This is a genomic window from Candidatus Methylopumilus turicensis, from assembly GCF_000953015.1.
In the GTDB taxonomy this organism is placed as follows: Bacteria; Pseudomonadota; Gammaproteobacteria; order Burkholderiales; family Methylophilaceae; genus Methylopumilus_A; species Methylopumilus_A turicensis.
In genome coordinates this window covers 880,649-900,885 of the sequence record NZ_LN794158.1, presented here as the reverse complement: position 1 = coordinate 900,885, position 20,237 = coordinate 880,649, and the positions used below count along the sequence as shown (strand labels likewise).

The following is a 20,237-nucleotide window of genomic DNA, read 5'->3' as shown; positions in this document are numbered from 1 at the left end:
ATAAAAATTATTTACTTACCCGATAGCTAGCCTATTTTTGTGATGCGTCATAAAGTCCTTGGTTAAAGACCTCAGACAAGACTGGTGTTTTTTAAGCAGCCTTGTCATTCGGACGCATTGCAACATTATACGACAGGCTTGTCTGGGCGCTGTGCAATCAACTGACAGGCAAGCGCACTCGCATAAGGGAGAGACTGCAATGCAAGCATCGTTACCCAAAGCTCTGCATCCATATTCGTGAATCCGCGTGAAATTAACATTGCAAGGCCACACGTCACCAATAAGCTCAGTAAAGTCACTTCTTCGATAATTGGATTTAATATTTGTAGCTTGTTACTGATCACCTTGCCTTTGGCTGTGACCTTGAATACGCCATCTTTTTTAATAATTCCCATCATCACGCCACGTGCAATCGCATGAGACAGGCCTAAGCTTGCAAGAGATGCGCCGAATATATCTTTCCAGCTACAGTTCATGGTCTTGCGATAGAGAACGGGACCCAGTGCAGCTTTAATCACTAGAAAGCATAATATTGGCATGATCATAATCGTGACGGGTAAGCTAAATGCACTTGGCATTAACAACATCGCGACAGTCCAGGCAATGGAACCTATGGTGAATATCAGTTGCAATGCATCACCCAGCCAACCAAACCAGCCGGTTAGAAAATGATAACGCTGTCCAAACGTCAGCGTAGAGTCACCAATGAGTTTTGGGAAATGGCGTTTAAGAATTTGCATGGCGCCAAAAGCCCAGCGGAAGCGTTGTGATTTCAAGGCTTTAAAGTCTGAAGGGGTAAGGCCGCGACCAAACTTATCATCGATGTAACGAAGCTCAAAGCCATTTTCAAGTAAGCGTAAGCCTAATTCAGTATCTTCACAAATACACCACTCAGACCACTTACCCAACTCTACTAATGGACGGTAGCGGACAAGGGTCATCGTGCCGTGTTGAATAAGTGCATTGCGCTCATGTCTGTGGTGCATGCCAATTCGGAAAAATCCTTCAAACTCCCAATTGCTCATTCGGCGAAAAAAGTTATTTTCCCAATCACGATGGGCTTGCGGTGCTTGAACGACCGCCACTTTTGCATCAGCGAAATGAGGAACTAAATCAGATAGCCAGTCAGGTGTCACTTCATAATCTGCATCGACAACCCCCACCACTTCAGTCTGAGGGTTTGTTTGTTCAAGCGCAAAGTTTAGCGCACCTGCTTTAAATCCAGGCCATTGCGGTAAATGGAAGAAGCGGAAGTTATCTGGCATTTTTGCCATATATTTTTCAATAGGCTTCCATTTGGCTTCGTCTTTGGTGTTGTTATCCACCACAATCACTTCGTAGTGCGTGTAGTTGAGTTTGGCAAGACTCTCAATCGTCGTGATGACCATCTCAGGGGGTTCGTTGTAGCAAGCAAGATGAATAGAAACAAATCGCTCTTGGTCGGCAGGAAGCGGCGTTGCGCGTTTGAAGGCGCGATTCCATTTACCCTTAAACATGACTTCACTAAATTCGACACCATAGATCATAAGGACCGCAGAAGTAAGCCCCATGCCGATAATCAGCGCGATCAGCACCACAAAATCACGTAAGGTATAGTAGTAGTCGCCTGGAAGATTCCAAGCTACGACAAGCGTGGTGATGCAAGCTTGAAGCAATATCGCCATTGAGAACCGTCCACCAATCCCCCAACGTCTAAAACGATAAGCAATAAAGAGAATAGGGAAGAAGGCAATCACACTTGCCCATAAGGCTTTTTCTTCCCAACGATCATCTTTAGCGACGGCACCTTGTAGCGAATATTTTTGATTACGCTCTGCGTCAAACATTCCCCAGTATGCTCCTGCCCAACCCTCAAGCTTTTGCTTCCATGGTTGGTCAAACGCTTCAATTAAAAAGTAGTCGTAATTTTTACGGGCAGTTTTTGCTAAAAACTCACGGACAAATCGTGCTTGATTCACATCAGAGGCTATCGAGGCGCCGATAGTCGGTCCATGACTTGGCCAGCCAATTTCGGTGATTACAATCTTTTTGCGTGGATAGGTGTCCATCAGTTCTTGATAGCGCTCTAGCGCATAGTCGACTGCTTTATCAACAGGCAGGCCCTCGTGGTAAGGCAAAAGATGAACGGCAATAAAATCGACATGTTTAACGAGCTCAGGATTTTTTAGCCAAATATGCCATGGCTCAGCCGTCGATATAGGCAATGAGGCACTTGCTCGTACCTCATCTAAGTAGAGGATTAAATCTTCTACCGTGACATCCTCTCTCAGTAATGATTCGTTACCTACAATCGCACGTTCGATATTTGGATAGTTTTTGATTTTTTCTTTTAATGCCTCGATTTCACGATGATTCGCAGTATCGTCACTATTTAGCCAAGCACCTGCAGTAACTTTAAATCCCAAATTGGACGCAAGTGCTGTGACTTCGCTGTTTTCAATTGCGCCATAAATGCGGATGCGATTGGTCAGCGGGCGAAGTATTTTTAAGTCTTTGACTAAATCAGCCGTGCTTGGATACTCTCTTTCAAGTGGGCTTTGGTTTTCTTGAAAGCCACTATAAGCAAAACCATTCACCAGTGGCGGAGCATTCATTGCTGGAAGGGCGCGGTTTGATACACTCCAGATGCCAAAGTGAATTAGCGCGATCAGACTGGCAAATAGCAAGGGAGTGATGTAACGCTTTAAAAATGGATGCATGGCTTAGATAAATTTTCTGATAAGGATCTAATGAAATTAAAGTGGCGTAGATGGTGCCGTGCCGTTCGCTTTTAACGGCCAGTTAGCCCAAGCAATTAATATGCTCAATCCTAACCATGCTAGCGCTAACAAGTTGCTAGGCTCTCTTATCAAGCAGAACGTCGAAGCGGCCACAAGTAAAATGCCCAAATAACGATAGGCGAAAAAGTAAGGTCTGATGTCTTGTTTGAAAATGCTTAAGCCCAACGAAAGCTGCAATATAGGGAGTGCGTACAGAGTAATGGCGAAATCTCGATATCGACCATCAACACTTAATAAATAGCTGGCTACAAGGCTAGCTAATAAGAAAATAGTCCGTGATAGCAGAATGATATTTTTTGCAGTCTGATTGGCCTGAAAGAGATAAGCAGGGAAACTTAAGAGTGATATCAAGCCCGTGATGGCAATGCCGCCAAGCGCCAGCAGTTCTTGAGGTGTTCGACAAGCTGTCACTAAGTATTCAAGCTGTAATTTTGTTGATATGCCGACTAGAGAGCCTAATAGCGCCATGCTTAATAGATGATGAGGGTTGCGAATACGGATAATAAACGACCAAACAACAAATAAAAGCCCGCCCAACAGCACTGCAGAGATCATGAATAGTCCATCGCTGCGTTCTGAAACCTGGCCCACGAATGAAAATTTAGGCATCATGTTGACGTCATAAATACCCCAGTAGCCGCCAGCTGTGCCTTCTTGGCCTCTTTTCCAGGGCTGGTCGAAAGCTTCAATCAGGTTGTAATTCCAATGTTCTTGATTCGCTACTTTCAAAAAGCCACGCATGTAAGCGGCTTGATTAACGAGGCTAGGCTTCGCGCCTTCCCGTTGTCTGCCAAGTGAGGGCCAGCCAGTTTCCCCAATAAGAATAGGTTTTGTAAATGTACGTGATAGAACGCCCATGACATTTTGAGTGTGATTCACGGCGCGAGCTATTGGTTGAGGTTGATCCTCCCAATAGGGCAAGATGTGTACCGTCACAAAATCGACATCATTTTCAAGTTTGGGGTGTTTACGCCAAAACTCCCATACATCGGCATAGGTTACAGGGACCTTGGTAGCAGCCTTTGCACGAAGAATGTAAGACTTCATAGCAGCTTCGGTTTGCTCTCCGCGCAATAACACTTCATTCCCAATAATTAAGGCTTTTACGGTATCTGGATACTGATTAGCAACCTGAATTGCGAGCTTTAATTCTTTTTCATTGAGTTTTTTAACCCAGCCTATCCATGCCCCAACGTATACTTTCATGCCAAGCTTCGCCGCAGATTCTGGAACATAATCTAAGCCTTGTCCCACAGAGTAAATGCGGACGCACCCGAATTGTTGAGAGAGTGTCGCTAAATCATGATCAATCTGTGCATGGGAAATACGGGTGTTAATGTTGAGCGGTGTTTGTCCATTTTTGTAATAAGGAGAGTAGGAAACACACTGTAGTTTTTGATCGGATGAAGTGGCTATTTCAGGAAGCGTTGCCGCTTGATTTTGTTGCCAAACCCACCATAAAAGAAAAAAACTCAACACAATATTGAATGCAATAAAGCGCAAAGTTGTTTGTTTTGTTGGTGCTTGATTGGATGTCGACATAAATTCCCGAAAGTGAAGCTTTGCTTGATCACTCAGTTAGTTGGTAAGCAAGGATATAAAGCTTAACGGCGAAGCACTAATGATAATCTAGGCAAACCTCAAAAACAAAGTAAAAACACGAATTTTCATTAAGATAGTGAATCTCATCTACTAAGCAATGCTGCATCACGCTACAATATTCATTTTAACCAATCTATTTAAGAAATCCGTATGAAAAAACTGTTCCTGGTCACTTTGGTCTTGTTGTCTGCACATTTAAGCAATGTTCAAGCTAAGGAGGCGTTTGCTGGACCTAATTTTAGTGGTGTGTACGCTTGCAAAGGTCAAAACAGCAAAGTTGGTGAATATGAGGTTGTCGCAACACTCAAACTCAATAAGGCAGCGAGTCATGGCGAATTTGGCGTTTATGATTTCAATACCGCCACTGAAAACGCATTGGTATATAGAGGCCAGGCAATTGCGCGTGGTTATGAGATGGCAATGACGTTTAATTTGACTGACGGACGTACTGGGGATTACAGCACTGGCATTGCAAGTGTTCAGAAAATTTCCAACACTCGCTGGGCTTACAAAAACCATTATTATGAGCCAGATGAAAACGGCGGTGACTCTGGTTCAGAGTACTGTGTAATGCAAAAGGTAGTGAAGACCGCAAAGCTACCTAAAAAAATCAAAAAACCCACTGTTTCAAGCCCTTCGCTAAGTTAATAGCTTGGGCTTTTCACTAGCTCTAAACTTTCAAAAGCTTGAGCGATTGCATCACTGTTAAGCGCTTGGTACTCTGTCGTTCTTGCCGCATAGATTGGATCATCGGTTGATAACATCTCATTGATCGCAGGATGACACATCAATACAGGCGTTGATTGATTGTCATTTAGTGTGCTGATCCAACTTTGAAGTCTCTTTGAATAAGTTTCGGTGGTTCCCTTGAAGCCGTAAGACCCAAGCAAGCTTCCCGAACATACAAATCCTAATTTCTTCGCCTTTCTCTCTAATGTATTTGCGCCTAATGCCCGAATGATGATGCCTTTTATACCATCTCGAATAGGTGGTTTTGCAATTCGTAACCATGGTAGTTTTTTGGGGTATCGAGTAGAGAGTACTTCTAGGAGCGCTTCACGAATCATCGGGAGCTGGTGGACATGTTGATGCCCATCTACATAATCAGGTGCTGATCCCATGGCCATTTCAAAAGCGTCGAGTTGTTGGTTAATATTAACTTTGATGTGCTCGAATGAGAGCTGATGCATGATGCTAAGTAATACTAATTGAGCATGTGAGGTTGACCGACTAAAGTGGGTGAAGTCTAGATGTAAGCCAATGCTGGCTTTTGCTCTGATTGTTGGTGTTAGTTGCTTTGAGGCTTCTTTCCAACGTGGACTCAGGGTCATACAGGAGGTCGCACTTAATCGACCTTTTTCAATCAGCGCAATAATTGCACGATCAATCGCCTCACTTTGCGCAAAGTCATCGGCACAGAGGATGACTCTCATTGGTTGCCTTTGAATGCCCAATACTTACTCAGCAGATAGGTGCTGACTGCGACTAACACCATCACCATGCCAAGAATTAACCAGAAAGGCGCCTGAATATAGTGTAAAGCGTTTAACACTAAGGTTTGGTTAGCAATAAACCCCAAAATGGCCACAGAAAAAAAACGAGGGAAAGATTTGCGATGGCTAAGGGTTTGGTCAGTAAAACTAAATTGGCGATGGCCAAAATAACTCACAGGAAAGGCCACTATAAAGCCGGTAATGTTTGCTTGTCCGGCAGACAGCAGGTTGGTATGTTCAATGCCAACCGCCGTCAGGTAATGAGTCAGCGCAGCTAATGCACCGATGATTGTGAACCATGAAATAGAAGATGAATGACGCTGGGACATTGAGTGTGAGGCGTGTTAGCTTAATAAGTCTTTTTCAATGGGCGCAGTCATTTTTGTTTTAGGCGCCCTAGATTTTGGATTACTTCCGCTAGTTTCTGATTTGGATGTCGCAACCTCTGCAACGATATAGGATGGAGGCCTTTGACTTCGTCATATACCCGCGCCAAATACTCTCCCAATATACCGATAAAAAGAAGCTGAACGCCGGCGAAAAACATCATGCTCGCCACGACTGTCGGCCAACCAGGAACGGACTCAGCAAAGAACAATCGATCAATCACCACATAAATGCCGTAGATGAAGGCTAAAAAAGCCAAAGACGCACCGACAGCGCTTGCTAAACGCAAAGGCATCACTGAGAAACTGGTGACTCCTGTCCAAGCAAGTTGTGCCAATTTCAATTTTGAAAAGGTACTTTCTCCATGCGTACGGTCCAGCGGGAAGTAAGGAATGCCAATCGATTTATAACCTACCCAGGCATAGATGCCTTTCATAAAGCGGTTACGTTCTGGCAAAGACAGTAAAGCGTTGACGACTTGCCTATCCATCAAACGGAAGTCGCCAGCGTCTTGAGGAATACTAATTTGTCCCCCAAGACTCATCGCTCGGTAAAAGATTTTTGAGCCCCAACGCTTAAAGTTTGATTCGATTTCTCTGTCTTGGCGAACTGCATATACCATGTCGTAACCATCACGCCATTTAGCGAGCATCTCCCCAAGCAGTTCTGCGGAGTGTTGGCCATCAGCATCCATGCAAATCACTACATCGCCATCAGCATGCGCGAGGCCTGCGGTAATCGCATATTCTTTACCAAAATTACGTGAGAAACGAACCAGGGTGGTATTGAGTGCCTGATCTAAGCCGCGAACGACCTCAGATGTATTGTCGCGACTACCATCATCAATCACCACAATGTCCCATTCTCGAGCAAGCGCTTTTAAATGCTGAGCAATATGGCTGACGGTGTGAGCAATGGCCGCGACCTCATTAAAAGCAGGCACAATGACCGTAATATGTGGGTTGGAGGGTCTGTTAGTCACGGAGTTTCCGTTCTTCATTAAATTAGTTTCTTGGCGCGGCACGGGGACGTCTATCTTCGCCAGTTAACTCACGGCGATCTTTGACAACAGATAACGGCGCTCCCAAGCGTTCAACAGTGCCAATGATAGTCCCCTTTAATACTTTGTCACAATTCATATGGGTGGTAGAGATAAAAAAATCGGCGCGCACCCAGTTTTCAGTAATGGTAAATCGATCATCCAAGTAAGCTCTTCCTTGAAAAGCCTCAGCACATACAGCCACAAAGTAAGGGCCTTGGTGGCTAGAAGGCCAATTTTTTTGTTCGGCATCCAAATGGTTTTCGAGCATTTTAGTAGCGTCGATTAAACTACTAGACCAATAATCCGCCTCCCAGCGATGTTCTGCTTGCTGAAGGTTTTTACCAGCAAAATGATTATAGTAAATGTACTGGTAAGGGCGTAATTCAAACAACACGTAGCAAGTGTTTAAGGCGAGCACCGAAGCCAATAATGCGTAAATGAGTTGAAGTTTAGGCTGTTGTTGAAGTGCATCCCATGCCTTTGATAGTCCGATACCTGCCAAGATAGCGAGCGGTGGAATAATAAACGTGAAATGCCGAACCCCATTGTATAAAGCAGGCTTGTCAGCCAACACAAAGAGAATTGGAAACAAGATTGCAATCGCAAGGCTAATGTTAGGTAGCTGGTTTTTAAAAAATCCCGACTGTTTAAATTGTTGTGGCAATCTGACACAAAAGACAATGGCCATACAAAGCAGTCCAAGCAGAAACACCTCAGGAAGGCGAATGATCAGGTACTGGATAAGATAGCTTCTAGATACTTCGCCAATGCTCACGAACGTACCATCCACGATGGTATTCATATTAAAGGCAAAGTGAGAGAACGATTTTGCTGCAATCAGAATATGGTCTGTACCCATGAGCGCCCAAGGCCAGAATAAAGCCATCAAAATGAAGGCTGTGAAGCCAGCAGGTAACAAGCCGACCATCGCCTTAATATAAAAATTCAGTTTTGCTTTAAATGAAGCAGTTTGAATGAGGCTGGCAATCATGACCAACATGAGTAAGTAAATAACCGCAAAAGCCCCGCCAATTCTTAAACCTAATGCGCAACCTATTGCAATGCCTAACTTAACGCTGAGGTGAAAAGGAACACGGTCAAATCTGTCAGAGATTAATGTAGTGTAATAAAGCGCCCAAGCCATACATGCGCCGAATGAAACATCTTTGGTATGCGTAAACATCGCCCCAGACCAAGCGCCTGTGATGGTGAGTAAGAGTGCGGCGAGAAGAGCTGCTCGCTCACCTGCCAGTTTTTCTGTGGTTTTATATACCGCAGCAATACCTACAATGCCAAATAGCGCAGAAATAAGATGACGAATATCCCACACCCATAGGGGTAGGATTTTTTCTAATGAGGCTGCAATTAAATCAAAAAAACCGCCATATAAATAAAGGTTTTTATAAGCAAACGCAGCATGGTCTTCGAAGCCGGAGCTGTAGAACTTGAGTAAGAGCTGTCCATATACATGCTGAACTTGCTCATCATTGCTGATGCCGTTCTGTTTAAATGTCACCGCAACGAATACGATGAGCAAGCCGAGTAGCGCTAAGTAAAGTTTTTTATAGAGACTGAATGTCATTAATTGAACGCTCTCAAGAGATGCTTTGGATTATACCGAGATGTGGTGTTGTTGTAATGCCCATCTGACATGCTCTTTCACTAGCGACGATGGGTCTTCAGCGCGTGACATCAGGGCATTTGTAATGTCTGGCTGGCTTGTTGCATTCCCAAGCGCCACGGCAATATTTCTTAACCACTGCTCGTGGCCAATACGGTATATCGCGCTTCCCGCCATTTTTTCATTAAATGTGGCTTCATCCCACGCAAAAAGTGTGATGAGTGATACATCGTCTAAGCCATGCCTCACATGAAAGTCATCTTGTTGTGTGATTTGACCGAAACGATTCCACGGACAGGTCAGTTGACAATCATCACAGCCATAGACCCGGTTACCAATTAGCGGCCTAAACTCTTCTGGAATGCTTGTTTTGAGTTCTATTGTTAAATAAGAAATACAGCGTCTTGCATCGACTTGATAGGGCGCAACAATCGCTTGTGTAGGGCAGATATCAATACATTTGGTGCAGTTGCCACAATGGTTTTCACTCGGCGGGTCAATGGGTAGTGGAAGGTTGGTATATATTTCGCCCAGAAAAAACCATGACCCTGCCTCGCGAGATAAAAGTAGCGTGTGTTTCCCGCGCCAACCTAAGCCCGCTTTTTCAGCGAGCGCAACTTCAAGGACAGGTGCGCTGTCAGTAAATACGCGGTATTGAAAGTTTTCTAGTGGGTAATTGGCAAGTTCAGATTGGATTTTCTCACACAGCTTTTGCAGGCGATTGCGGAGCACTTTGTGATAATCACGGCCTAGGGCATATCGAGAGATGAACGCTTGGTCATCTTCTCGCAGTACTTGCTCAGCATCCTTTGCATGAGGTGGTTGATAATCCATACGGACAGAAATAACACGCATTGTGCCTGCAACTAATTCGGCAGGTTGAGTGCGCTTACTGCCATGTTTTGCCATATAATCCATAGCACCATGAAAGCCTTTTTCTATCCACGCTTGATAATGCGCTTCAGCGCTCGCCAAATCGGTATCGGTAATACCTACATGGCTAAATCCCATCGACTTCCCCCAGTCCTTAATGGACATGGAAAGCGCACTTAGATTGTTGGATTCTTTAAACATGGCACATGATATTACACTTAAGCTGGCGGATGAACAGGCAACCCTGAAACTAGGCGCGAATTTTGGACGCGCACTCTGTGCGGGACTCAATGTTTATTTGCATGGTGATCTAGGGGCGGGTAAAACCACATTGGTGAGGGGACTATTGCAGGGTTTGGGTTTTGCCGGCAAGGTAAAAAGTCCAACTTATACCTTGGTTGAGCCCTATCAAGTCTCGATGATGCGGACAGCGGTTTATTTGTATCATTTCGATTTATATCGCTTTATGGATGAAGAGGAGTGGGACGCAGCAGGATTTAGAGATTATTTTAATCCGCAGGCGGTTTGTTTGATTGAATGGCCTGATAAAGCAGGCAGCTTAATTCCGCAGGCGGATATTGATGTGTATTTAGACCTCATGGGCAAGGGTAGAAGCGCTCGTTTAACAGCGAACTCAACGGCAGGAAAGCAATGTTTAGAACGATTTTTAGAATCTCAATCTTAATTCTTTTAGTGTTGCGTTCTGCAACGGCAGGTCCATTAGTGAACGTCACGGCTACCCGTGTTTGGCCAGCAGCAGACTACACGCGGATGACGATAGAAGCTTCCAGTGAGATTAGTCAAAAGATGATGGTGTTAAAAGATCCTGATCGTTTAGTACTCGATCTAGAGGGGGTGGATTTGAACGCTCATCTTAAATCCCTCGCCAATGCGGTATCAGTGAATGATCCCTATATTAAGCAGTTGCGTGTCGCAAACTTCAAGCCTAATGTGGTGCGGCTTGTCATTGATCTCAAAGCCCCAATCAAGCCCAACATTTTTATGTTGCAACCCGCAGGGCAATATCAACATCGTTTAGTGCTCGATCTTTACCCAATGCAAGATCCTATTTTAAGTTTGATTGATAAATCCAATAAGCCTGCCGATACAGCCCTTGCCTTAGAGCAAAAGCCGGTGGTGGATCTAAAACCGATCGAAACGACAAAGCCCTCGGAAGTAAAGCCGAGCGATTCCATTTTAAACAATGAGACTAAACCGATTGATGCAGTCTTAATGCCTGAGTTGCCAGTGTTAGAAAAAGTGCCTGAAAAACCGATAACGAATAAGCCAGTTAACAACAAATCTGGTCGTTTAATCACTATTGCTATTGATGCAGGACATGGTGGCGAAGATCCCGGTGCGAAGGGCGCTAATGGTTCGCGTGAAAAAGACATTACGTTAGCGATTGCAAAAAAGCTCAAGGATCGTATTGATTCGGAACCTAGTATGCGCGGGATTTTAACCCGTGATGGCGACTACTTCATCCCTTTACATGGTCGTGTGGTTAAAGCACGGAATATGCAGGCTGACTTATTTATTTCTATTCATGCAGATGCTTTTGTGCGACCGGATGCACGAGGATCTTCTGTATTTGCCCTTTCAGAAAAAGGAGCAACCAGCGCCTCAGCACGCTATTTGGCGAAGAAAGAAAACGAGTCTGACTTAATTGGTGGCGTAAGTTTGGACAATAAAGATGCAAACTTAGCGCGTACATTGCTGGACTTGTCGCAAACCGCCACAATTAATGACAGCTTAAAGTTAGGAAAAGCGGTATTAAGCCGTATCGGTGAAATCAATACACTACACAAAGGCTCTGTGGAGCAAGCGGGATTTGCTGTACTTAAATCACCGGACATCCCATCTATCTTGGTAGAAACGGCCTTTATCAGCAATCCTGAAGAGGAGCGGAGGCTGAATGATGAAGGCTATCGTGAAAAATTAGTGGAAGCAATCATGACAGGCGTTAAAAAATACTTTTCAACCAACCCTGCCTTAGCGAAAACAAAAGTCGCGACAGAATAAACAGAAGGCCTTCATATGAAACTCACGTTTTTAGGTGCCACTGGCACAGTAACCGGCTCTAAATATTTGCTCGAGGTCAGCGGCAAGCGCATCCTGATTGATTGTGGTTTATTTCAGGGCTTGAAACAACTGCGTCTTAAAAACTGGGACAGATTGTCTATCGATCCAGCGAGTGTGGATGCGGTCGTTCTGACGCATGCGCATATTGACCATACGGGTTACTTACCTTTGTTTGTTCGCAACGGATTTGCTGGTAAGGTTTACTGTAGTTTTGGTACACGAGATTTGTGTGAGATTTTGTTGCCAGACTCCGCCCATCTTCAAGAAGAAGAAGCGCGCTTTGCCAACAAGTACGGCTTTTCTAAGCACAGTCCTGCATTGCCGCTTTATACCAAAGATGATGCAATCAAAGCTTTAGATTTACTGACACCTGTCGAGTTTGAAAAAGATATTGCTCTAGGTGATGACATAACAATGCGCATGTCGCCGAATGGCCACATTTTGGGTTCCGCGTTTGTACGTATTCATAATTCAAAAACTTCCATTTTGTTTTCGGGTGATATTGGTCGTCCGAACGACATCTTGATGAAGTCCCCAGCGCAGATTAAGCAAGCGGATTACCTAGTCTTGGAATCAACCTATGGCGACCGTGTACACGATAAAACGGATCCTAAAATCAAATTGGCAGCAACGATTAATCGAACAATCTCACGGGGTGGTAAGGTAATTATTCCTGTGTTTGCGGTGGGTCGCGCGCAAGAACTGTTGTATTACATTCACTTGCTCAAGGTGAAAGGTAGTATTCCTGATGTGCCTGTCTATTTGAACAGTCCAATGGCGATTGATGCGACAGAAATTTTCAATCGTCATCGCGGTGAGCATCGATTGTCCGCGAGTGAATGTGAGGCGATGTTCCATACGGCACACATGGTCAATACGGTTGAGCAGTCAAAAGCGCTCAATGAAAATCGTCATCCGATTATTATCTTGGCGGCAAGCGGCATGGCTTCTGGCGGACGTGTGGTGCATCATTTAAAAGCATTTGCGCCTAATCCTAACAACACTATTTTATTTGCCGGATTTCAAGCGGCTGGAACAAGAGGTGCGGCGATGGTCAATGGTGCTGATAGCATCAAGATCCATGGCGAATACATTCCAGTGAATGCAGAGGTCGCCATGATCTCAAACCTCTCGGCCCACGGTGACTACTTGGAAATATTGGATTGGTTGCGGGGGTTTGAATCGGCACCAAAACGCGTTTTTATTACACATGGCGAACCAGTCGCTGCCGACGCGATGCGTCATCATATTGAAGAAAAATTGCATTGGAACACTTGTGTGCCTGATTACCTAGAAACTGTTGAGCTTAATTAATGGCGGCAATACGTTTACTCCCTAATCAGCTGATTAGCCAAATTGCTGCGGGTGAGGTGGTTGAGCGTCCAGCGTCAGCACTCAAAGAACTCCTTGAAAATAGCTTGGATGCAGGCAGTACTGACATCAATGTATCGCTTTTGCAGGGCGGCGTTAAACAGCTGCGTGTGGCAGACAATGGCGTTGGTGTGCCTTTGGATGATTTGGCGCTAGCCTTAACTAGACACGCCACAAGCAAGATTGCTTCATTGGATGATTTGGAGAATGTCGCGAGTTTAGGTTTTCGTGGAGAAGCTTTAGCCAGTATTGCTTCAGTTTCCCGAACCGATTTTATTAGTCGTCATGAAAACGATAAACACGCTTGGCGTATTACCTCTGATGGCAACCATATCGAAATGCCACAGCCTGCAGCATTGGATGTAGGCACGATTGTTGAAGTGAATGATTTGTACTTCAATACCCCAGCGCGCCGGAAATTCTTAAAGACAGAGGGCACCGAATTTGGGCACTGTGAAGATGCCTTTAAACGTGTGGCTTTATCTCGTCCTGACGTCGGCTTTATGTTGCAGCACAATGGTCGCGCCTTAATGCGTTTGAGTGCTTCAGCGCCACAAAAAAGGTTTACTGAGGTATTGGGCGAGGACTTTGCCGCAGAGGCTTTGAGTGTAGATGAGTCAGCTGCTGGTCTTCGTTTTTGGGGAATGACGGCCAAGCCGACTTTTTCACGACATACCCGCGATACGCAATACGTCTATGTAAATGGTCGATTTGTGCGAGATAAATTGATTTCGCATGCCATTCGTCAAGCTTATCAGGACGTGATGCACGGTGACCGCCATCCAGCTTTTGTATTGTTTTTAGAGCTAGATCCGAGCTTGGTTGATGTCAATGTACATCCCGCGAAAACTGAAGTGCGCTTTAGGGATGGGCAGGCGATTCATCGATTTATTTTTCAGGCTTTGCATAAAGCCTTGGCAACCCCAACAGGCGCTTCTAACTTTGTGACAGCAAGCCAAGCGCCGAGTAATCCATTTTCTAGCAACAGTTTTAACGCTACCGGTGATAGCGCGAGGCCTTATCCAACGTTTCAGTCGCAAATGGACTTACGTGCCAATCAATCTAGCCCCGACTTTTATCAAACCATGTTTGGCGGCATTAAGCAGGCGTATCAAGCACAAAGTTTTGCTCCTCAAGCCAATACACAAGCTGGCGACGTTGTTAATCAAACACACCAAGACTTTCCATTGGGGTTTGCGGTAGCCCAAGTCCATGGTGTTTATGTGTTAGCCCAGAACAGCTTAGGCTTAGTGGTCATTGATATGCATGCCGCACATGAGCGCATTATGTATGAGCGGCTTAAAAATGCACTTGATGTTGAGCATGTGCCTATGCAGCCTTTGTTGCTCCCGGTGAGCTTTCAGGCGGATAGGCTGGAAGTTGCAACGGTTGAAGACGAATTATCAAATGGGCAGGGAAACTTGCGTCAGCTGGGCTTCGATATTGCCGTGTTGTCACCCACGACATTGGCTGTGCGTGCCGTCCCTGTGATGTTGCAAGATGCTGATTCGGTCGCATTGGCACGTGATGTGTTGCGAGATTTGCGTGAGTATGGCGGAAGTAGAGCACTGGCTGAGCGTCGTAACGAAATGCTGGGCACAATGGCCTGTCACGCCGCTGTGCGGGCGAATCGTAGCTTAACAATCCCTGAAATGAATGCATTATTGCGCGATATGGAAGCGACTGAACGTTCAGGGCAATGTAATCATGGCCGTCCTACTTGGTTTCAAGTGACGATGGGCGAGCTAGATAAAATGTTTATGCGTGGTAAGTAAGATGTCATTGCTGCCACCCGCTATTTTTCTGATGGGCCCGACCGCTAGCGGTAAGACTGGTCTTGCGGTTGAACTTTACAAACAATTGCCTGTAGAGTTGATTAGCGTGGATTCTGCGCTGGTATTTAAAGGCATGGATATTGGCACAGCAAAGCCTGATAAAGCCACATTGGCAAAGGCCCCACACCATTTAATAGATTTAATTCCACCCACTGAAGTGTATTCGGCGGCGCATTTCCGAAACGATGCTTTGAAGTTAATGGCGGATATTACGGCGCGAGGCAAAGTGCCTTTATTGGTGGGCGGTACCATGCTGTACTTCAAGGCCCTCCAGGGCGGCTTAAGCGCTTTGCCTGAAGCAAATCCTGAGGTTCGTGCCAAGCTGGACACTGAAGCCTTGCAAATTGGCTGGCCTGCGATGCACGCCAAGCTCGCTAAGATAGACCCTGAAACAGCAGCTAGACTGGAACCCGGTGATGCGCAGCGTGTTCAGCGGGCATTAGAAGTGTATGAGATTAGTGGTAAAACCATGACCGAGTTGCACCACGCATCGAGTGGCGAAGACCTGCCTTGTCGTTTGCTCAAAGTGGCGTTGGTGCCTTCCGATAGGGCGATTTTGCATACCCGCATTGCGATTCGTTTTGACGATATGTTGAAACAAGGCTTTTTAGAAGAAGTGAAAGCCTTACTTAAGCAATATCCATCGTTGACGGCTGAAGTGCCCTCTATGCGCTGTGTAGGTTATCGCCAAGCATTAGAACATTTGGCGGGCGATTATGATGAAACGGAATTGCGTGATAGGGGAATTTTTGCCACGCGCCAATTAGCAAAAAGACAGCTGACTTGGCTGCGTGGCATGGATGATACTGTTGAGGTAGATTGCCTTAATCCGAATATGGTTGAATTAGTTTTTAATGAAATAAATCAGTTTATTAAAAACTAATTAATTTAAATCACATTAAGTTTTTAATGCGATTTGCTGCTTCAATGCATTCGTCCAATGACGCCACTAAAGCTAATCTAATAAAGTGCTTCCCTGGATTAACTCCATGCGCTTCACGTGCTAAAAAGCTACCTGGTAACACCGTCACATTAAAGTCTCGATATAAACGAATCGCCGCTTCAGTATCGGGCATATCAGTTTTGGCCCAAAGATAGAAAGCCGCATCAGGCATTTCAACATCTAAGGTATTTTTGAGCATTGGCGTAATGGCCTTGAATTTTTCTGCATACAGCCTACGATTTTCAACCACATGAGCTTCGTCATTCCAAGCGGCAATACTTGCTGATTGCACAGAAGGGCTCATTGCACAGCCGTGGTAAGTGCGGTAAAACAGGAATTGCTCAATAATTTTTGCGTCACCAGCCACAAAGCCCGAGCGCATGCCTGGCACGTTAGAACGTTTAGAAAGAGAGCTAAACACTACCAGGCGAGAATAATCACGACCTAGCTTTTGTGAGGCTTCCAGAGCACCCAAAGGCTTAATGGCTTCATCAAAGTAAATCTCGGAGTAGCATTCATCTGCTGCAATCACAAAGCCGTATAAGTCGGACAGATCGAAGATTTTTTTCCATTGATCTAGGCTCATCACTTTACCTGATGGGTTGCCCGGTGAGCATACATAGACTAACTGTGTACGATTTAAAATCTCAACGGGTACGCTTTCAAAATCCATCGCATGCTGGTTTTCAGGCAAGGTGTTAAGGAAGTAGGGCTCAGCGCCCGCCAAAAAGGCGGCACCTTCATAGATTTGGTAAAAAGGGTTCGGACAAATCACAATAGGATTGTCTATTTTTTTTGTATTAATCACTGCTTGCGCAAAGGCAAACAAAGCTTCGCGACTGCCATTGACAGGTGCAATCTCTTTTTCGGCATTGAGTAGCGGGATGCCGTAACGTCGCGTTGCCCAATTCGCAATGGCTAGTCTAAGCTCAGGCACGCCCGCTGTCGTTGGGTATGTCGCTAAGCCGCTTAGGTTATCAATCAGCGCTTGTTTGATGAGTGCTGGTGTATCATGCTTGGGTTCACCTATGGATAGGTTCACTGGCTTGTAGGCAGTATTCGGTGTAATGCCGCTGAATAAGTCACGCAAACGTTGAAATGGATAAGGCTGCAATTTATTGAGATTTGAGTTCATATGTGCATTATAAATCAAGCGGCATGGCGCTTAAACACTCATGTAATAATTCAAGCAAATTAGAAAGTTTCAATTGAGCAACTCATTATTAAAAAAGCACGAAAACCAATTCGCCATTTTTGGACTTTTGTTTGGTGCAGTTTGTTGGGGCGTCATTTGGTATCCCTATCGTATTATGCAAGATGCCGGCATATCCGGTGTTGTTGCTAGCTTTTACACCTATGTAATTGCCGTTGGCATTTTTGCCCTTGTCTTGTTTAAGCAATGGCGCGCCGCTATTCATCAGCCTAAGATCATTATTTGGTTAGCCATCGTCGCTGGTTGGACAAACCTAAGTTACGTTTTAGCCATTATTGAGGGTGAAGTGATGCGGGTGATGTTGCTATTTTACTTGTCACCACTTTGGACCCTGGTTTTAGCGCATTTTTGGCTTAAAGAACGGACGAACAAGCGCGGTGTTGCAGTCATTATCCTTTCATTGATCGGCGCGTTTATCATGTTGTGGCAAGAGGGTGCTTTGCCATTGCCTAATAACAATGCGGAATGGCTAGCATTGTCTGCGGGCATGGGATTTTCTTTGACTAATGTCATTACACGTTACGCCTCCAACCTGACGCTACCAGCAAAATCCATGGCGGTTTGGATAGGCGTGCTCTTGATGTCGCTGCTCTTTATTGCTTTTGAAGATGCATCGTTTCCCAATCCACAAGATTTGAGCTGGTTGCAAGGCCTGTTAATTCTGCTGGTTGCGCTTTTATTAATGGCGGCGACTTTGCTAGTACAGTATGGGATAACACATATTCCAGTCACCAAAGCTTCAGTATTGTTTATGTTTGAGTTAGTGGTTGCCGCAATTGCAGCTTACTTTTTAACTGATGAAACAATGTCTTTGAGGGAGTGGCTTGGGGGCGCTTTAATTGTTGTTGCAGCTTTATTTGCGGCGACCAATGAACAGACTTAATGCTTGGTGTAAGCGCTCCAAATTTCCTGATATTGAGATTCCAAGTCCATCGCAAACTTAGATGGATTGAATAAAGGCAGTTTTGTATTGTGTTTGTTTAGTCGTGCTTTAATGCGATCTAGCGCTTCAGGGTTTGTGGCAAGCGCTAAAGCTTTATTTTCGTAGTCACTTAATGTGGTGGTGATTAACTCATCCAAATTCGCTGCCTTGAGCAAACTGCCAGCCACGCGACTTGCAAAAGTATCGCCGGCGCAAGTCAATACTGGCAAGCCCATCCAAAGGGCGTCGCTGGTCGTGGTGTGGGCATTGTATGGTTTGGTATCTAAAAACAAATCAGCGCAGGGTTGTCTAGCCATATGATCAGCCATCGAAACGCGTGGTGCAAAAATTAGACGTTCTTTCTCGACGCCCCGTCTTTCAGCTTCACGAATTAAATTCGCTTTCGCCCATTTGTTACATTCCAAAAGCCACAAAACGCTGTTTGGCACTTGTTTTAAAACTTTCATCCAGCAATCAAACACTTCAGGCAGTATTTTGAATGTTTGGTTGAAACAGCAAAACACAAAACCATGCTCTGGTAAGCCATATTCTACTCTGGTCTTTGTCTTGCCTATTGGGCGCTTTGTATCGTTGGGCTGATAAGTGTAAGGTAATAATGCTAACTTCTCGGCATAGGCGCTTGCCTCTGTTGGTGGTGTGATAAAAGCGTCGCTGAGTATGTAATCAAACAATCGCTCACCCTCTAAATCGCCCATAGTGCCAGGAAATCCAAGCCAACTGACATTGATAGGCGCAGGGCGCAGTGCCACAATTTGACTGCGACTTGTTTGAGTGAAGCCTGTTAAATCCACCAAGATATCAATTTCGTCTTGATTAATCTTGCTTGCTGCATCTGCTATTGATCGGGCACGAATGTCTACAAAATGATCAAACGCTGTTTCAATTCGTTTGCGCTCAGCACTTTGGTCGTCAATCCCGTAAGAATAAGCATAAACTTCAAATGCACTTCTATCGTGTAGCTCGATTAATTCAGCGATTAGCGATGCTAGCGGGTGCAATCTAAAGTCAGCAGACAAATAGCCGATACGGAGCTTTTGATGGCTCGAACCAGGATTGTTTTTATATTTGAAAGCTAATGTTCTGCCTTGCTTAAAGGCTGATGCGTAGCGATTTTTGAGCCAATGATTAGCGCATTGCTTTTGTTCTTGTGTGGTTGTGTTTGGCATAGATAAAAAAGCAAAAGGGGATATTTGCGCTTCTGGCACATTCTTAACCAAGTCGCGTATTTCGTTAATTTCTTTATCTAAGTTATTCCAATCACAAATGTGCTGTTTTTGATGCACCAAATGCACTTTGGCGTGATAAAGCTTGGGATTGATGTCTAAAGCCTTTTCGTAAGAGGCGATAGCCGCGGCTAAATCGCCAAGCTCCCGCTGAACATTACCTAAGTTGTTATAGGCATCAGCATCGCTTGGGCTCAGTTGTATGGCCTTGAGATAAGCCTGAGCTGCTTCAGCAGGTTTGCCGAGTTCGCGCTGTGCATTACCTAAGTTGTAATACAGGGCAGCATCATTGCTCATGATGCCAATGGCTTCTTGATATGCAGACTCCGCCTTTGCGTAATGTCCGGCCTGTTGGTGCTCATTGCCTGAGGCTTGCAGCGCATGGCATAGCGCCTGTTTCAAATCCTCATCTTGCGGGTAGTCTTGCAGAATGCGGCGATAGCAGATCGCTGCGCCTTGATATTGATGATGTTCAGCATAAGCGTTACCAAGGTTGTAATGAATGTCCAAATCATCAGGCGCATGCTTCAATGCAAGTTTTAGGGTATTGATTGCCTCATCTAAACGTCCAGCAGCTTTAAGTGCCAGCGCTTGGTTGCTTAAAAAATCAGAGTTGTTTGGCTTGATAGCAAGGGCTTTGGCAATGGTTTCAATTGCCAACTCATGTTGCTTATTTTGGTGATAAATCACACCTAAATAATGCAAAGCATCCGCATGCCGCGGTGAAGCTTCCAACACCTTGCGATAGAGGGCTTCAGCTTGTGCTAATTGCCCTTGCTGGTGATGCGCTAATGCAGTGCGATAACTTGATTCAATATCCATATTCAGA

At 45.0% G+C, this 20,237-nt stretch carries 15 protein-coding genes and 1 pseudogene; 7 read left to right on the top strand and 9 right to left on the bottom strand.

The annotated features are described in order from the left end of the window. Positions 1-125 precede the first annotated feature (125 nt). Both BN1209_RS04550 and BN1209_RS04545 read right to left on the bottom strand, forming a co-directional pair. Positions 126-2,699 (bottom strand): glycosyltransferase, encoded by a 2,574-nt coding sequence (locus BN1209_RS04550; protein WP_045751147.1) that lies wholly within the window; start codon positions 2,697-2,699, stop codon positions 126-128. 36 nt (positions 2,700-2,735) lie between these two features. After that, positions 2,736-4,322: a glycoside hydrolase family 17 protein gene (locus BN1209_RS04545; protein ID WP_045751146.1), complete on the bottom strand. Its 1,587-nt coding sequence runs from the start codon at positions 4,320-4,322 to the stop codon at positions 2,736-2,738. Between the two features lie 210 nt (positions 4,323-4,532). On the opposite strand from BN1209_RS04545, the gene BN1209_RS04540 reads away from it, so the two are divergent. Continuing rightward, complete coding sequence (locus BN1209_RS04540; RefSeq protein WP_045751145.1) at positions 4,533-5,030, top strand: hypothetical protein; 498 nt, start codon at positions 4,533-4,535, stop codon at positions 5,028-5,030. Here BN1209_RS04540 and BN1209_RS04535 read toward each other — a convergent pair. From BN1209_RS04535 to queG, 5 genes and pseudogenes are all read right to left on the bottom strand, one after another. After that, positions 5,027-5,815, bottom strand: coding sequence for a ChbG/HpnK family deacetylase (locus BN1209_RS04535; protein WP_045751144.1), 789 nt, complete (start codon positions 5,813-5,815; stop codon positions 5,027-5,029). The genes BN1209_RS04540 and BN1209_RS04535 overlap by 4 nt on opposite strands. Next, positions 5,812-6,204 (bottom strand): GtrA family protein, encoded by a 393-nt coding sequence (locus tag BN1209_RS04530; protein ID WP_045751143.1) that lies wholly within the window; start codon positions 6,202-6,204, stop codon positions 5,812-5,814. The genes BN1209_RS04535 and BN1209_RS04530 overlap by 4 nt, the downstream gene beginning before the upstream one ends. Positions 6,205-6,219: 15 nt before the next feature. Beyond that, positions 6,220-7,262 (bottom strand): annotated as a pseudogene (locus BN1209_RS04525) (glycosyltransferase family 2 protein). A gap of 4 nt (positions 7,263-7,266) precedes the next feature. Next, entirely contained in the window at positions 7,267-8,886 is a 1,620-nt protein-coding gene (locus BN1209_RS04520) for a glycosyltransferase family 39 protein (protein ID WP_045751142.1), read from the bottom strand. A 30-nt stretch (positions 8,887-8,916) separates the two neighbouring features. Continuing rightward, a complete protein-coding gene (queG, locus tag BN1209_RS04515) occupies positions 8,917-9,999 on the bottom strand; it encodes a tRNA epoxyqueuosine(34) reductase QueG (RefSeq protein ID WP_045751141.1) in 1,083 nt (360 codons plus the stop codon). Here queG and tsaE point away from each other — a divergent pair. The 5 genes from tsaE to miaA are packed head-to-tail and all read left to right on the top strand — an operon-like array spanning position 9,998 to position 15,969. Beyond that, on the top strand, positions 9,998-10,483 hold the full coding sequence (gene tsaE / locus BN1209_RS04510; protein WP_045751140.1) for a tRNA (adenosine(37)-N6)-threonylcarbamoyltransferase complex ATPase subunit type 1 TsaE: 486 nt from the start codon (positions 9,998-10,000) through the stop codon (positions 10,481-10,483). The genes queG and tsaE overlap by 2 nt on opposite strands. Then, the gene (locus BN1209_RS04505; RefSeq protein WP_045751139.1) at positions 10,450-11,820 is read left to right on the top strand and encodes an N-acetylmuramoyl-L-alanine amidase; all 1,371 of its coding nucleotides are present in this window, start codon (positions 10,450-10,452) and stop codon (positions 11,818-11,820) included. The genes tsaE and BN1209_RS04505 overlap by 34 nt, the downstream gene beginning before the upstream one ends. Positions 11,821-11,835: 15 nt before the next feature. After that, positions 11,836-13,194 (top strand): MBL fold metallo-hydrolase, encoded by a 1,359-nt coding sequence (locus tag BN1209_RS04500; protein ID WP_045751138.1) that lies wholly within the window; start codon positions 11,836-11,838, stop codon positions 13,192-13,194. Then, the gene (mutL, locus tag BN1209_RS04495) at positions 13,194-15,026 is read left to right on the top strand and encodes a DNA mismatch repair endonuclease MutL (RefSeq protein ID WP_045751137.1); all 1,833 of its coding nucleotides are present in this window, start codon (positions 13,194-13,196) and stop codon (positions 15,024-15,026) included. The genes BN1209_RS04500 and mutL overlap by 1 nt, the downstream gene beginning before the upstream one ends. Position 15,027: 1 nt before the next feature. Then, the gene (gene miaA, locus BN1209_RS04490) at positions 15,028-15,969 is read left to right on the top strand and encodes a tRNA (adenosine(37)-N6)-dimethylallyltransferase MiaA (RefSeq protein WP_045751136.1); all 942 of its coding nucleotides are present in this window, start codon (positions 15,028-15,030) and stop codon (positions 15,967-15,969) included. 10 nt (positions 15,970-15,979) lie between these two features. Here the strand turns inward: miaA and dapC are convergent, their stop codons facing one another. After that, a complete protein-coding gene (gene dapC, locus BN1209_RS04485) occupies positions 15,980-17,164 on the bottom strand; it encodes a succinyldiaminopimelate transaminase (protein WP_045751967.1) in 1,185 nt (394 codons plus the stop codon). 73 nt (positions 17,165-17,237) lie between these two features. Between dapC and BN1209_RS04480 the strand changes: the two genes are divergently transcribed. Then, positions 17,238-18,125, top strand: a complete 888-nt coding sequence (locus tag BN1209_RS04480; protein WP_045751135.1) for a DMT family transporter — start codon at positions 17,238-17,240, stop codon at positions 18,123-18,125. Here BN1209_RS04480 and BN1209_RS04475 read toward each other — a convergent pair. After that, a complete protein-coding gene (locus BN1209_RS04475; RefSeq protein ID WP_045751134.1) occupies positions 18,122-20,230 on the bottom strand; it encodes an O-linked N-acetylglucosamine transferase, SPINDLY family protein in 2,109 nt (702 codons plus the stop codon). The genes BN1209_RS04480 and BN1209_RS04475 overlap by 4 nt on opposite strands. Positions 20,231-20,237: the final 7 nt, after the last annotated feature.